Origin of the sequence: Citrobacter telavivensis (genome assembly GCA_009363175.1) — a bacterium.
Lineage (GTDB): Bacteria > Pseudomonadota > Gammaproteobacteria > Enterobacterales > Enterobacteriaceae > Citrobacter_A > Citrobacter_A telavivensis.
This window is the reverse complement of the sequence record CP045205.1, coordinates 3,277,185-3,290,581: the sequence shown is the minus strand read 5'-3', so window position 1 is coordinate 3,290,581 and position 13,397 is coordinate 3,277,185. Positions and strand designations below refer to the sequence as shown.

Below are 13,397 nucleotides of genomic sequence, written 5' to 3'. Positions count from 1 at the left end.
CGAAAGGCGTCGTCTTACTGGCCTTGTACTTCATCCCAGGCGTGCGGGGCAAACAGATAGCCCTTGTTACGTATGGTTTTAATACGATAGGGTTCTGCCGCGTTATCAAGCAGTTTCTTACGTAGTCGCGAGATGGCGACGTCCACGCTGCGATCCATACCGTCGTAGCTTACGCCTCGTAGATTTTTCAGCAGCGCATCGCGGTCCATAATCTGTCCGGCATGGGTGGCGAGTTCCCATAACAGTTCGAAATCGGCGGTGGACAGTATGACCTGCTCACCGCTGAGCAATACGACACGGTTGATGGGATCGATGGACAGGGAACCAAAGCGCAGGGTTTTATGCGGCGTGACGGTGGCAGGCTGAAACCCTTTGCTATGGCCAGATTGATCGCTCTGACGCAGGTGCAGCCGCAGGCGGGCCAGCAGCACCGCTGGCGGTGTGGTCTTCAGAATGTAGTCGCAGGCGCCCATTTCCAGCGCCAGGATGTGGTTCATGTCGCTGTCAAGCGAAGTGAGCAGGACGACGGGACCCTGCCATTGCCCCTGCAGGTCACGACAAAGGGTCATGCCGTCTTTGCCGGGGAGCATAATATCCAGCAGCACCAGGTCCGGTTGAACCTCTAATATCCGCGCTTCCGCCAGATCGCCACGCGGTTCGACGACCACCTCGAAGTCATGTTTTGCCAGATAGGCCGCAATGAGCGCACCGACCTCAGGATCGTCTTCAACAAATACAATCGTGTTCATCGTCTTGATTGCCGATCAGAAAACGTCAACATACACCGCCGGGGCGTTGCCTTCCATTAATCTTTCCTAAACGGGGACGCTTCCGTTATGCTGGTTGCCGATGTTATTGATGTGTAAAGGCAAGGTAATGGGACTCGTGATTAAAGCCGCGCTGGGTGCGCTGGTAGTGGTGTTGATTGGGTTGCTGGCAAAAACGAAGAATTACTACATCGCAGGGTTAATCCCGCTGTTCCCGACATTCGCGCTGATTGCACATTACATCGTGGCCAGCGAACGGGGTATTGACGCGCTGCGAACGACCATCGTGTTCAGCATGTGGTCAATTATTCCCTATTTTGTCTATCTCGTTTCGCTGTGGTACTTCACCGGTTTTCTGAAGCTGCCGGTGGCGCTGGGCGGGGCGGTGATCTGCTGGTGCCTGAGCGCCTGGCTGCTGATCTTTTGCTGGGTCAAACTTCACTAACGCAGGTGACGACCACCGTCCACGGCGAAACTGCGGCCGGTCACAAAGCAGCTGGTCAGCAGATAATCGATTAAATCAATTACCTCTTTTTCGCCCGGAGCCGTTTTCATCAGCGATTTGTTCAGTGCCTGCTGACGGTACTCGGCATCGTCAGCTTCGTTAAACAGAATCAACGAAGGGGCGATTGCGTTAACCTTCACTTCTGGCGCGAGCTTACGGGCGAATGATCGGGTCATATTATCCAGCGCCGCCTTACTGGCCGCATAGGCGATATGCTTGTCGCTGCCTTTCTCCACAACGTAATCGGTAAAGTGAATGATGTCACCGGCGGCGTGCCCGTGCCCGCGCAGCATGCCTTCCAGCGCATGATTAAGTAGATAGGGGGCATTAACATGGATTTGCATCATACAGGCCAGTACATCAGAGAGCGGCGTTCCGGGTTTCTCTGCCATCCATGCGCTGGCGTTGTGCACGATGGCGCGCAGGCCGCTGGCACACGCTTTAACGTTATCGGCAAAGGCCAGAATGCCTTCATCAGTAGAGAAATCGGCCTGAATGCACAGGGCTCCTGCCTGGGTCAACCCATCAATGGCCGGATAATGCGTGCGGTAGCTCACGATCACCGGCTGTTTCTGATTGAGAAAGTGCCAGGCAATGGCGAGACCGATGCGGCGACCTCCACCGGTCACTAAAATGGGCAGAGGATGTTGGGTTCCCATCGAAAAACTCCTTATGCGCCTGCGAATCAGGCAATTAGCGTCAAACGATGGGATGCGTTTACCCCACCAGCAACCAGGTCGCCGGTACGGCGGCAACCAGTAACAGACCTATCAGAACCATCTCCTGACGATTCAGAACGTTATCATGCGTATGCGTCTTGCGTGCATACAGGAACACCAGCAGACCCGGCGCATAAAGCACTACCGAGAGCAGCAGGTGCATTGGCCCGGAGGCATACAATAACCATAAGCCATAAATGCACGCACCGACACCTACCGCCTGGTGAAGCGGGCGGGTGGCAATTTTCAGCAGAAAGGCACCGACGAGGAAATAAGGCACCAGAATCATCTCTGAGGCGATGGTCAGCAGCGTGTTGTAATCTGAACCGGTAAGCCAGATAAGCACCAGGCAGACCTGGACGCAGAGGTTGGTGAGCCACAGCGAAGCCGATGGCGCCCCTTGCGCATTCTGACGGGCGAAAATCCGCGGAAAAGCTTTATGCGTTGAGGCGAGAAACGGAACCTCCGCCGCCATAATCGTCCAACTCAGATACGCTCCGCAGACAGAGACAATCAGGCCCGCCGCAATGATAATCTCACCCCACGGTCCCATCATCTTGACCATCAGACCGGCCATTGACGGGTTACGGATTTCCGCCAGTTCAGGACGGGCAACCACGCCAAGTGAGAGCAGGGTAACCAGCAGATAAACGGCAAGTGCAGAGAGCACCGCTAACAGCGTGGCGCGACCCACATCGTGCTTATTACGCGCCCGCGCCGAGACCACCACCGCGCCTTCCACACCGATGAACACCCATAACGTGATGAGCATCGTGTTCTTAACCTGTTCCCAGACCGGGACTCCCAGCGCGAGGCCGGTAAAATCGAGGCTGAAGACCTCCAGTTTAAACGCCATAAAGGCCAGCACGATAAACAGACCGAGCGGCAACAATTTTGCCAGCGTCGCCACCAGATTAATGCTGGCCGCCGTTTGTACGCCGCGCAGTACCAGAAAGTGCACCACCCACAGCAGAACCGAAGCGCCAACGATCGCCTGCCAGGTGTTCCCGTCGCCAAACAGACGCAACGCTGGCGTGTCGGTAAAGAAGCTGAGGGCAGAGAAGACAATGACGAGGTAGGAGACGTTGGCAATCACCGCGCATAACCAGTAGCCCCAGGCAGAGCAGAAACCGATCAGCTCCCCGAATCCTTCACGAGCATAGGTGAAGATGCCGCCATCCAGTTCGGGACGGATACGGGTCAGAATCAACATGGCAAACGCCAGCAGCAATATCCCGGCCCCGGTGATCGCCCAGCCGATGAGTAATGCCGACGGACTGGCAACCGCGGCCATGTTCTGCGGCAGACTGAAAACACCTGCGCCAAGCATTGAGCTTAAAACCAGCGCGGTGAGTGCGCTCAGTCCCAGTTTCTTTTCCATGGTTATCCCGTGGTAAAAACGAACGATGAAGAATAATTATTGTGGCAAAACGCATAAAAATGGTGAAAGCCACTAAGGCGCGGGATTTTACGGAGAGAAGAGACTGCATGCAATGATCAGAGAAAAATTTGTGACTAATAAAACGAAAGGCGGCATAAAGCCGCCTTATTTTGCTACCGGAGATCGTTATTTATAGAGATCGGCGCTGATGGTCATGTTGTTACCACGTTCCTGCCACTGGCGAGTAATGTGGTAATACTTGGCCCCTTGCTTCGCCGCACGTTTGGCGACCTGATAAGAGACTTCGGTCATGCTGCTGTAGTTGCCGGTGAACTTGATGCTGTCGAACGGCACCATCATAGCCGCCGTGGCTTTGTTCAGCTCTTCGACTTTCGTGCCATCCGGAAGGGTGACAGTGTAACGTCCACCTTTAGTGGATTGCGTTTCGAAGAAGCGGCCCACGTCAGAGCTCGGGGATGCGGTAGTGGCTACGCCCGGGATTTCGACGTTCTTCGCCGCCTCGCCGCCAGCAGCGAGCGCTGCGCGACCAGCATCGGAGTCTGCCGGGATCGCGTCAGGGCTCTGCACCACGCGTTTCTTCGCATCTTCTTTATAGATAAAGGCGGTGATACGCTGGTTGCCACCCTGGTTCGCATCAATCTGACGTACGATATAGAAGGAGTAGGCTCCTTTTTCACGTGCGGCTTTAGTGATGGCGTCATTCACTTCCGGCTGGCTGCGGTAGAAACCCTGTACCGTGACGGTATCAAACGGTTCCAGCATTACGGCTTCAGACTTCGGTAATTCAACCACGCCATTGATCACGCGGTTTTTGCTGGCTTCCGCTTTTTCGGCGTCGGCTTTGTAAAAGTCTGCAACAACACGCCAGTTACCACTGTTGCCAAAATCAGATGTATCAACGACATAAAATGAGGCAGCGCCTTCTTTATCTGCGCGGCGGTTAACGGCCTTCACCGCGTCGCCAATCGCATTAAAACGGCCTGTGACCGTGACACGGTCGTAAGGTTTCAGTGCTGCCGCTTGCTCCGGCGTCAATTCTGTTGCTGCGTTTACGGAAAAAGCCGTCGCAGAAAGAAGTGCGGACGCCAGGAGAGTGTTCTTAAGCTTCATAAAAATAATCCTTCGCCTTGCGCAAACCAGGTACTGGTATTGTTATTGACTAGAAACGTGGCTGATTATTGCATTTAAACCCGGTGACTGTCTGCGTCATTTTTCAATCAGCATGGCAGATGACGTCACAAGGTCGATAACAAATTATGATATGTCGAAAAAATGGTCATTTCACAGTAAAAACTGATGAACGTGCTGAATTTTATAAGTTAATTTAATGTTAATTAGTTGATCTGCCGTGGCGCTTAATCATGTTTTGCCGCTTCGTCTGAGCGATTTATTGGCCTTTCTCAAGGAATTGAAGGTCATTATCCCGGGCAGAGGGCTGAATCGTTCCTGTTTTGCTGATAATCCGACAAATACTGTTTTTTGGCGCTAGATCACAGGCGCTATTTTCAGTACGTTATAGAGAGTTTGTTACTGTTTTATTTTTCCGGGGTAACCTATACCTCCTGCGTGAAATTGCTTACGCGATTCCACGATCACTGACAAACCATCATCAAAAATACCGATGGAAGGGAACATTATGCGAATTGGCATACCAAAAGAACGGTTTACCAATGAAACCCGCGTAGCAGCGACGCCAAAAACGGTTGAGCAACTGCTGAAGCTGGGTTTCACCGTCGCGGTAGAGAGCGGCGCGGGTGGACTGGCGAGTTTTGACGATAAAGCTTTTGTAGAAGCGGGCGCGGAAATTGTCGATAGCAGCGCTGTCTGGCAATCAGAGATCATTCTGAAGGTCAACGCACCGGAAGATGAGGAAATTCCGTTACTCAATCCGGGCACCACGCTGGTCAGCTTCATCTGGCCTGCGCAGAATCCAGAGTTAATGCAAAAGCTCGCCGAGCGTAATGTGACGGTGATGGCAATGGATAGCGTACCGCGTATTTCACGTGCGCAGTCGCTGGATGCATTGAGCTCCATGGCAAACATTGCCGGTTATCGGGCGATCGTGGAAGCGGCACACGAGTTCGGCCGTTTCTTTACCGGGCAAATTACCGCAGCGGGCAAAGTCCCTCCTGCCAAAGTGATGGTGATTGGCGCCGGTGTTGCCGGTCTGGCTGCCATTGGTGCGGCGAACAGCCTGGGCGCGATTGTACGTGCCTTTGACACCCGTCCGGAAGTGAAAGAACAGGTCCAGAGTATGGGCGCTGAATTCCTCGAACTGGATTTCAAAGAGGAAGCAGGCAGCGGCGACGGTTACGCCAAAGTGATGTCTGAAGCGTTTATCAAAGCGGAAATGGCGCTGTTTGCCGCGCAGGCAAAAGAGGTCGACATTATTGTCACCACTGCGCTGATCCCCGGCAAACCAGCACCGAAACTGATCACCCGTGAAATGGTTGACTCCATGAAAGCGGGCAGCGTGATTGTCGATCTGGCCGCGCAAAACGGTGGCAACTGTGAATACACGGTCGCCAATCAGGTCACGACCACGGCAAATGGCGTCAAAGTGATCGGCTATACCGACTTGCCAGGGCGTCTGCCGACGCAGTCTTCCCAACTGTACGGCACTAACCTTGTTAATCTGCTCAAACTGCTGTGCAAAGAGAAAGACGGTAATATCACCGTTGATTTCGACGACGTGGTCGTGCGTGGCGTAACGGTGGTGCGTGACGGTGAAATTACCTGGCCTGCGCCGCCGATTCAGGTGTCTGCACAACCGCAGGCCGCCGCGAAAGCCGCGCCGGCAGCAAAAGAACCGGCAAAACCCACATCGCCGTGGCGTAAATATGCGCTGATGGCGCTGGCGATCATTCTGTTCGGCTGGCTGGCTGATGTCGCGCCGAAAGAGTTCCTCGGGCACTTTACGGTATTCGCCCTGTCCTGCGTGGTGGGTTATTACGTGGTCTGGAACGTCTCTCATGCCCTGCATACGCCGCTGATGTCCGTGACCAACGCCATTTCAGGGATCATCGTGGTTGGCGCGCTATTGCAGATTGGCCAGGGTGGCTGGGTTAGCTTCCTGAGCTTCATCGCGGTACTGATTGCCAGCATCAATATTTTCGGTGGCTTCACCGTGACTCAGCGCATGCTGAAAATGTTCCGGAAAAACTAAGGGGTAACACATGTCTGGAGGATTAGTTACAGCTGCATACATTGTTGCCGCGATCCTGTTTATTTTCAGTCTGGCGGGACTTTCAAAGCATGAAACGTCTCAGCAGGGTAACAACTTTGGTATCGCCGGGATGGCGATTGCGCTGATTGCCACGATTTTTGGCCCGGATACCGGCAACGTTGCCTGGATCCTGGTGGCAATGATCATCGGCGGCGCGATTGGTATTCGTCTGGCGAAGAAAGTCGAAATGACGGAAATGCCGGAGCTGGTGGCGATTCTGCACAGCTTTGTCGGTCTGGCTGCGGTACTGGTCGGCTTTAACAGCTATCTGTATCACGAAGCGGGCCTCGAGCCGATTCTGGTCAATATTCACCTGACCGAAGTGTTCCTTGGCATCTTCATTGGTGCGGTGACCTTCACCGGCTCGGTGGTGGCGTTTGGTAAACTGCGCGGCAAGATCTCGTCTAAACCGCTGATGCTGCCGAACCGCCATAAAATGAACCTCGCGGCGCTGGTGGTTTCTTTCCTGCTGCTGGTGGTTTTTGTGCGTACCGAAAGCGTTGGCCTGCAGGTTCTGGCGCTGCTGGTGATGACCATCATCGCGCTGGCGTTTGGCTGGCACCTGGTGGCCTCCATCGGCGGGGCGGATATGCCGGTCGTGGTCTCCATGCTGAACTCCTATTCCGGTTGGGCAGCGGCGGCGGCAGGCTTCATGCTGAGCAATGACCTGCTGATCGTGACCGGTGCGCTGGTCGGTTCTTCCGGTGCGATTCTGTCTTACATCATGTGTAAGGCGATGAACCGCTCGTTCATCAGCGTCATTGCGGGGGGCTTCGGTACCGATGGTACGGCGTCCAGCGGTGATGAAGAAGTGGGTGAACACCGTGAGATCAGTGCGGAAGATACTGCCGATATGCTGAAAAACTCGCATACGGTGATCATCACCCCGGGCTATGGCATGGCGGTGGCGCAGGCACAGTATCCGGTTGCGGAAATTACCGAGAAACTGCGCGCGCGCGGCATCAAAGTGCGTTTCGGCATCCACCCGGTTGCCGGGCGTTTGCCGGGCCATATGAACGTACTGCTGGCGGAAGCGAAAGTGCCTTACGACATCGTGCTGGAAATGGACGAGATCAACGATGATTTCGCCGATACCGACACCGTGCTGGTTATTGGCGCGAACGACACGGTGAACCCGGCGGCGCAGGACGATCCGAACAGTCCTATTGCCGGTATGCCGGTACTGGAAGTGTGGAAAGCGCAGAACGTTATCGTCTTTAAACGTTCGATGAATACCGGTTATGCCGGTGTGCAGAACCCGCTGTTCTTTAAAGAGAACACCCATATGCTGTTTGGCGATGCCAAAGCCAGCGTGGATGCGATTCTGAAAGCGCTGTAATCGGTTGTTCGTTCAAAACGGCCTCTGCGGAGGCCGTTTTTACGTCAGTTATGCGTTGTTCGCGTCGCCTAACAGAATGGCGATACTTTGCCCGCCAACGGATTGTTCCAGCGCAATCTTGACGATAATGGTCAATGGTACCGAAAGCAGCATCCCGACCGGTCCCAGCAGCCATCCCCAAAAGATCAACGACAGAAACACCACCAGCGTAGAGAGCCCCAGACCGCGTCCCATGATGCGTGGCTCAAGGATATTACCGAACACCAGGTTGATAATCAGATAGCCAGCAAGTACCACCAGCGCGTCGTACAGGCCGCCAAACGCCAGTACCTGAATGATAGGGGGGATTGCAGCCAGCACCGAGCCTATGTTCGGAATGTAGTTCAGCGCGAAGGCCAGAAGCCCCCAGATGAAGGCGAAACGGACATCCAGCGCTGCCAGCATCCCCCAGACCACCAGACCCGTGACGAGACTGATGGCCGTTTTCAGCACCAGATAGTGTGACACGCTGTCGATGGCGCGCTGAATGGCCGCCATCCCCTCAACCGGGCGGACCATAATCTGCTGGAATTTAGTGGGAAGCTGCGGCACTTCCAGCAGCATGAAGACCACCGTCAGCAGCAGTAAAAATATCGACGACATGGCATTGGTTAACTGCGTCAGCAAATTGGTGATAAGCGTCATGGCCGCGTTGGGATCGATGTACTTCACCATCTCATCCACGGAGACGCCGATGCCTAAGCGAACCAGCCAGGGCTCCAGATTTTTCAGGGGAATGACCAGTGACGAACGATACTGGGGCAGGGTGCGCGCCAGTTCGTTGAGGGACGTTCCAAGGTAGGCCAGCAGCAGGACCATCGCCATAACGATGATGATAACCAGCAAGGAGATCGCCAGCACGCGCGGAACGCGCAGTTTCACCATCCGCTGTACCAGTGGGCTAAGGACAACGGCAATAAATAAGGCCAGAATAAAGGGAACAATAATATCCGCCGCAAAGCGGATACCGGTAAGAATGATCACCAGCATTCCCAGCATAATGACTATCTTGAGACCGTTCAGCGTGATGATGGGTTTTGCCATGGGGTGTCCTGTATTTTTCTGATTGCCGCGTATAATAATGTGATTCCTGTCGAGGTGTCCTGGAAAAAATCAAACGATTCGGGTAAAGAAGTGAAAAGGTTTTGAGTTAATTCCTGGCCTATGATACAAATCAGGCGTGTTCAACTACCGAGGACAATTATCATCCGCGATGACGAGAAGCAACACTGCGGATAATTGTAATATTATGGACAATATGTTCAGGACGTTTTTTTCTACACAGACTCTTCTTCGCACTTCCTCCTCTTTCTTGCTTGCAGGTGAGCAGCACTGGCGCAACGCGCTGTAGTCCCTTCTTCTGTTCGAGCTGACGCCATGCGTCTGGCTAACTGATTTTATTTTCTGGTTTGCCGCTTTGTGCAAGCCCAAAGGATTATATTCTCAAGCAGGAGAAGCACCATGTTTTACTGGATTTTATTAGGCCTGGCGATTGCCGCCGAAATTACCGGCACACTGTCGATGAAATGGGCAAGCGTGAGCGATGGCAACAGCGGATTTATTTTAATGCTGGTGATGATCGCGACTTCGTATATTTTTCTCTCTTTCGCCGTTAAAAAAATCGCCCTCGGCGTAGCTTACGCCCTGTGGGAAGGTATCGGTATTTTATTTATTACGCTGTTTAGCGTGCTGTTATTTGATGAGTCGCTGTCGGCCATGAAAATTGCCGGTCTGGCGACGCTGGTACTGGGGATTGTGTTGATCAAGTCTGGTACCCGCAAGTCGCGTCAGAGTGCGAAAGAGGTGACGCATGCAACAGTTTGAGTGGGTTCATGCTGCGTGGCTGGGAGGGGCGATCGTTCTGGAAATTATCGCCAACGTCTTCTTAAAATTCTCTGACGGCTTTCGGCGCAAATGGTACGGCATCCTCTCGCTGGTCGCGGTACTCGCCGCGTTCAGCGCGCTGTCTCAGGCGGTAAAAGGCATCGATTTGTCCGTTGCCTATGCGCTGTGGGGTGGGTTTGGTATCGCCGCGACGCTGGCCGCCGGATGGATACTGTTTGGTCAGCGCCTGAATCATAAGGGCTGGATTGGCGTTGTTCTACTGCTGGCCGGAATGGTGATGATTAAACTTGCCTGATGTTCCGCTGCCCGCTTCCTGCGGGCAGCGCGATGAGCCTTATTGTTCCCCGGCCAGTGCATCCAGTTTTTCACGAAAACCGGTCACCGAGATAGCCCGGTTGTCTGCGCGCCAGCGATCTTTTGCCGCCGGGGCAGAACTCTGAACGCCGATTAACTGCCATCCCGCCTCGGTTTTCAACATCAGCGGCGAACCGCTGTCGCCCGGCAGGGTGTCACACTGATGTGACAACACCGAATTCTGCGCCCAGCCGGTGACAATGCAATCCTGATGAGAATAGAGCGTATCAAGATGGTCTTCCGGATATCCCGACTGTGTGACCTTGCGCCCGGCATCCTTGAGTGCGGCGGTCAGTGCGGCTTTATCCCCTTCAAAGAGCGGCAACGGCGTGATGCCGGAAGGCGGATAGCGCAGGACGACCAGACCAAAATCCCACGGCGCGGCAGCCGGCGGCACAATCCAGCCATCGCCATCGGGCTTCAGACGTTTTCCCAGGCCGGGATCGACGCGTCCTTCAATTCCGTGGATTTCATAACGCCAGAGACCTTTTTTAGAGACAAAACGCAGGACCACGGCTTTATCCGGTTTCCCTTTAGGCGGGGTTAATAAGCAATGTCCGGCGGTAAGCGCCAGATGCGGGGAGATCAGCGTCGCAGTACACAAGTTACCGCTGGCGGTTTCCAGTTGTCCGATAGCATCCCACGGCGATTGCGTAGGATCGCTTACCGGCGCGCGATCGTCCTGACCAAAAAATAACGTTTTGACTTCACTGGTCTCGCTATCCACCTCAGGCTTATCCGCATGCGCAATACCCGATGAAAAGCACAACGACCCCAGTAATACAGCAACGGTTTTACGCATATCACACTCTGTGTGGGTAATTATGATTATTAAAAGAAAACCCTCAGTAAATACTATAGACGTAACGGCGGGAAAGTGAGAGCAAAATCAGAGTACTACGATCAGGAAAGATAAAAGCGGGCAGCAATGAGTGCACATAAAATAAGCGTGATAAGGATGAACTCAAAGCTATAACGGCGCACCATGTTACCCTCCGAAAAAGACGGCGCTAAACCGGGAAAGCGTTCAGCGCCGTTAAGTAATGGCGCGAGGGGGCGCGCCAGTTTACAGATTCAGGACTTAAGCTGCCGGTTGAGCAGCAGGCTTAGCAGCCGGTTGCTTGGTGTGTTTCTTGGCGTGCTTTTTAGCGGCTTGCGCTTTTTGTTCTGGCGCTTTCTGCTCAGTCGTGGCTTTGGCTTTTTTCGGGTGTTTTTTAGCGGCCTGCGCTTTTTGCTCTGGCGCTTTCTGGGTGGTCGCTTTGTGATGTTTTTTGTGGTGCATGGTTTTTGCCGGAGCCGCTTTTGCGACAGGTGCGGCAGCCGGTGCAGTTGTCGTAGTGTCAGCAGCAAATGCGGCAGAAGACAGACCCATAGCAGCGGCAACAACCAGAGCTAATACTTTTTTCATTCTCATACCCTCGATTTGGTTTTTCATTCAACCCCACTGCGGGGCCGTTGAAATAACTATATCGCTGGATTATGTGTGCTTCCGTGAGTCATTGGTTTCGGCGTGTAACGATATGTACAATGCCGGGCGCAACGGCCCGGCAAGGCGGTTTACAGATAGCGAGATTCAAGGTGGGCGCGGAAATGGCGGCTGTTGAGCGTTTCTCCGGTGGCCTGCGTGATCAACTGCTCCGTAGTAAAGCGGCTGCCGTGTTGCCAGATGTTCTGTCGCAGCCAGTCAAACAGCGCGCTGAAATCACCGCCAGCAATTTGTTGGCTGAGGCCAGGCAACGCGCGGTTCGCGGCGCTGAACAACTGCGCGGCGTACATCGCGCCCAACGTGTAAGAAGGGAAGTAACCAAACCCGCCGTCGGTCCAGTGAATATCCTGCATACAGCCGTCGCGATAATTCCCTTTTGTCGACAGTCCCAGCCATGCCTGCATTTTTTCGTCCCACAGCGCCGGAATATCTTCCACCTCGATGTCGCCATTGATTAACGCTCGCTCAATCTCATAGCGCAGAATGACGTGCGCCGGGTAGCTGACTTCATCCGCATCCACGCGGATAAAACCGGGTTTAACCCGCTGGTTCCAGGCGATGAAGTTTTGCTCTTCAAAGGCAGCCTGAGAGCCAAAATGACGCTTCACGGCGGGTAGCAGTCGCTGTAAAAACGCATTGCTGCGGCCCACCTGCATTTCAAAAAACAGACTCTGGGATTCGTGGATCGCGGTGGAACGGGCTAGCGCTACCGGCTGACCCAGCCAGTTACGCGGCAGGTTTTGCTCATAGCGGGCGTGTCCGGTTTCGTGGATAACGCCAAACAGGGCGCTGAGTAACTCGTTTTCGTCATAGCGCGTCGTGATACGCACATCTTCCGGCACGCCGCCGCAGAACGGATGAGCGCTAATATCCAGGCGACCGGCATTGAAATCGAAACCGAGTACAGACATCGTCTCCAGCCCCAGTTCTCGCTGGACGGCAGTCGGGAAAGGGCCAACGGGGGCAACCAGCGACTGCTGTGACTGCCGGACGACCACGCGGTTGAGGAGATCCGGCAGCCACGATTTGAGATCGGCAAACAGTCCGTCCAGTTGTGCACTGGTCATTTCTGGCTCATAAATATCCAGCAGCGCGTCATACGGCGAGCCGCCTTTGACCTGCGCACGCAGTCTGGCCTCCTCGCGACTCAGTTTCACCACCTCTCGCAAATTCGCCGAGAATCCCTGCCAGTCGTTGGCGGGACGCTGACTGCGCCAGGCGTGCTCGCAGCGACTTCCGGCGAGCGATTTAGCCTCCACCAGCGACTCAGGTAACAATGCGGCCTGGGTATGCAGCCGCGTCATTTCCCGCAGATTGGCCTGTTCCACATCATTGAGATCCTCCTGGGCGGCAGCGGCAAGCCATTGCGCCACTTTCGGTTCGGTCAGGATTTGATGTTCCAGCACGCTCAGCTCAGCCAGCGCTTCACCGCGCGCCGCGCTGCCGCCTGGCGGCATCATGGCGAACATATCCCAACTGGCGATGGCGGAAAGGTGAGAGAAGCGGGACAGCCGCAGGAAGGTACGTGCAAGTTGTTGATAGCTTTTGTTATCCATGTAACCTCTTCGACGAAACAGGCAGGTTGAGTTCCCCCACCATAATGGGTAGTTATGTTTATCGATAGCCTTTTTTATAGTAGCCGACGGGAACATCGTCCCCGTCCAATAAAAATAAACACACACAGCAAAATGAATCCACTTCACTGGGTTGTCTTT

Annotated in this window: 15 protein-coding genes; 6 read left to right on the top strand and 9 right to left on the bottom strand. The window is 54.2% G+C overall.

Annotation, left to right across the window (positions count from 1 at the left end):
* Nucleotides 1-14 precede the first annotated feature (14 nt).
* On the bottom strand, nt 15-749 hold the full coding sequence (gene rstA / locus GBC03_17960) for a two-component system response regulator RstA (GenBank protein ID QFS71957.1): 735 nt from the start codon (nt 747-749) through the stop codon (nt 15-17).
* Nucleotides 750-876: 127 nt separating this feature from the next.
* Here rstA and GBC03_17955 point away from each other — a divergent pair, with 127 nt between their 5' ends.
* The gene (locus GBC03_17955) at nt 877-1,212 is read left to right on the top strand and encodes a hypothetical protein (GenBank protein ID QFS71956.1); all 336 of its coding nucleotides are present in this window, start codon (nt 877-879) and stop codon (nt 1,210-1,212) included.
* Here GBC03_17955 and folM read toward each other — a convergent pair.
* The 3 genes from folM to GBC03_17940 form a co-directional block, all read right to left on the bottom strand.
* Complete coding sequence (folM, locus tag GBC03_17950; GenBank protein QFS71955.1) at nt 1,209-1,931, bottom strand: dihydromonapterin reductase; 723 nt, start codon at nt 1,929-1,931, stop codon at nt 1,209-1,211. The two genes, GBC03_17955 and folM, sit on opposite strands and share 4 nt — an antisense overlap.
* A gap of 58 nt (nt 1,932-1,989) precedes the next feature.
* Nucleotides 1,990-3,372 carry an amino acid permease gene (locus GBC03_17945; GenBank protein QFS71954.1) on the bottom strand — a complete coding sequence of 461 codons (1,383 nt, stop codon included), beginning with the start codon at nt 3,370-3,372 and terminating at the stop codon, nt 1,990-1,992.
* 186 nt (nt 3,373-3,558) lie between these two features.
* Nucleotides 3,559-4,503, bottom strand: coding sequence for a DUF1471 domain-containing protein (locus tag GBC03_17940; protein QFS71953.1), 945 nt, complete (start codon nt 4,501-4,503; stop codon nt 3,559-3,561).
* 526 nt (nt 4,504-5,029) lie between these two features.
* Between GBC03_17940 and pntA the strand changes: the two genes are divergently transcribed.
* On the top strand, nt 5,030-6,559 hold the full coding sequence (gene pntA / locus GBC03_17935) for a Re/Si-specific NAD(P)(+) transhydrogenase subunit alpha (protein ID QFS71952.1): 1,530 nt from the start codon (nt 5,030-5,032) through the stop codon (nt 6,557-6,559).
* Nucleotides 6,560-6,569: 10 nt separating this feature from the next.
* Nucleotides 6,570-7,958, top strand: coding sequence for a Re/Si-specific NAD(P)(+) transhydrogenase subunit beta (gene pntB, locus GBC03_17930; protein QFS71951.1), 1,389 nt, complete (start codon nt 6,570-6,572; stop codon nt 7,956-7,958).
* A gap of 48 nt (nt 7,959-8,006) precedes the next feature.
* Here the strand turns inward: pntB and GBC03_17925 are convergent, their stop codons facing one another.
* A complete protein-coding gene (locus tag GBC03_17925) occupies nt 8,007-9,041 on the bottom strand; it encodes an AI-2E family transporter (GenBank protein ID QFS71950.1) in 1,035 nt (344 codons plus the stop codon).
* Between the two features lie 136 nt (nt 9,042-9,177).
* Here GBC03_17925 and GBC03_17920 point away from each other — a divergent pair, with 136 nt between their 5' ends.
* The 3 genes from GBC03_17920 to mdtI all read left to right on the top strand — a co-directional run bounded on the left by GBC03_17920 (nt 9,178) and on the right by mdtI (nt 10,137).
* Nucleotides 9,178-9,348, top strand: coding sequence for a hypothetical protein (locus GBC03_17920; GenBank protein ID QFS71949.1), 171 nt, complete (start codon nt 9,178-9,180; stop codon nt 9,346-9,348).
* A 110-nt stretch (nt 9,349-9,458) separates the two neighbouring features.
* A complete protein-coding gene (gene mdtJ / locus GBC03_17915; GenBank protein QFS71948.1) occupies nt 9,459-9,821 on the top strand; it encodes a multidrug/spermidine efflux SMR transporter subunit MdtJ in 363 nt (120 codons plus the stop codon).
* Nucleotides 9,808-10,137, top strand: a complete 330-nt coding sequence (gene mdtI, locus GBC03_17910) for a multidrug/spermidine efflux SMR transporter subunit MdtI (GenBank protein ID QFS71947.1) — start codon at nt 9,808-9,810, stop codon at nt 10,135-10,137. The genes mdtJ and mdtI overlap by 14 nt, the downstream gene beginning before the upstream one ends.
* Nucleotides 10,138-10,176: 39 nt before the next feature.
* On the opposite strand, the gene GBC03_17905 is transcribed toward mdtI, so the two are convergent.
* From GBC03_17905 to GBC03_17890, 4 genes are all read right to left on the bottom strand, one after another.
* A complete protein-coding gene (locus GBC03_17905; protein QFS71946.1) occupies nt 10,177-10,998 on the bottom strand; it encodes a trypsin-like serine protease in 822 nt (273 codons plus the stop codon).
* Between the two features lie 101 nt (nt 10,999-11,099).
* Nucleotides 11,100-11,183, bottom strand: a complete 84-nt coding sequence (locus GBC03_17900) for a hypothetical protein (GenBank protein ID QFS74052.1) — start codon at nt 11,181-11,183, stop codon at nt 11,100-11,102.
* Nucleotides 11,184-11,277: 94 nt separating this feature from the next.
* Nucleotides 11,278-11,604: an acid resistance repetitive basic protein Asr gene (asr, locus tag GBC03_17895; GenBank protein QFS74051.1), complete on the bottom strand. Its 327-nt coding sequence runs from the start codon at nt 11,602-11,604 to the stop codon at nt 11,278-11,280.
* A 149-nt stretch (nt 11,605-11,753) separates the two neighbouring features.
* Nucleotides 11,754-13,238, bottom strand: a complete 1,485-nt coding sequence (locus tag GBC03_17890; protein QFS71945.1) for a carboxypeptidase M32 — start codon at nt 13,236-13,238, stop codon at nt 11,754-11,756.
* Nucleotides 13,239-13,397 lie beyond the last annotated feature (159 nt).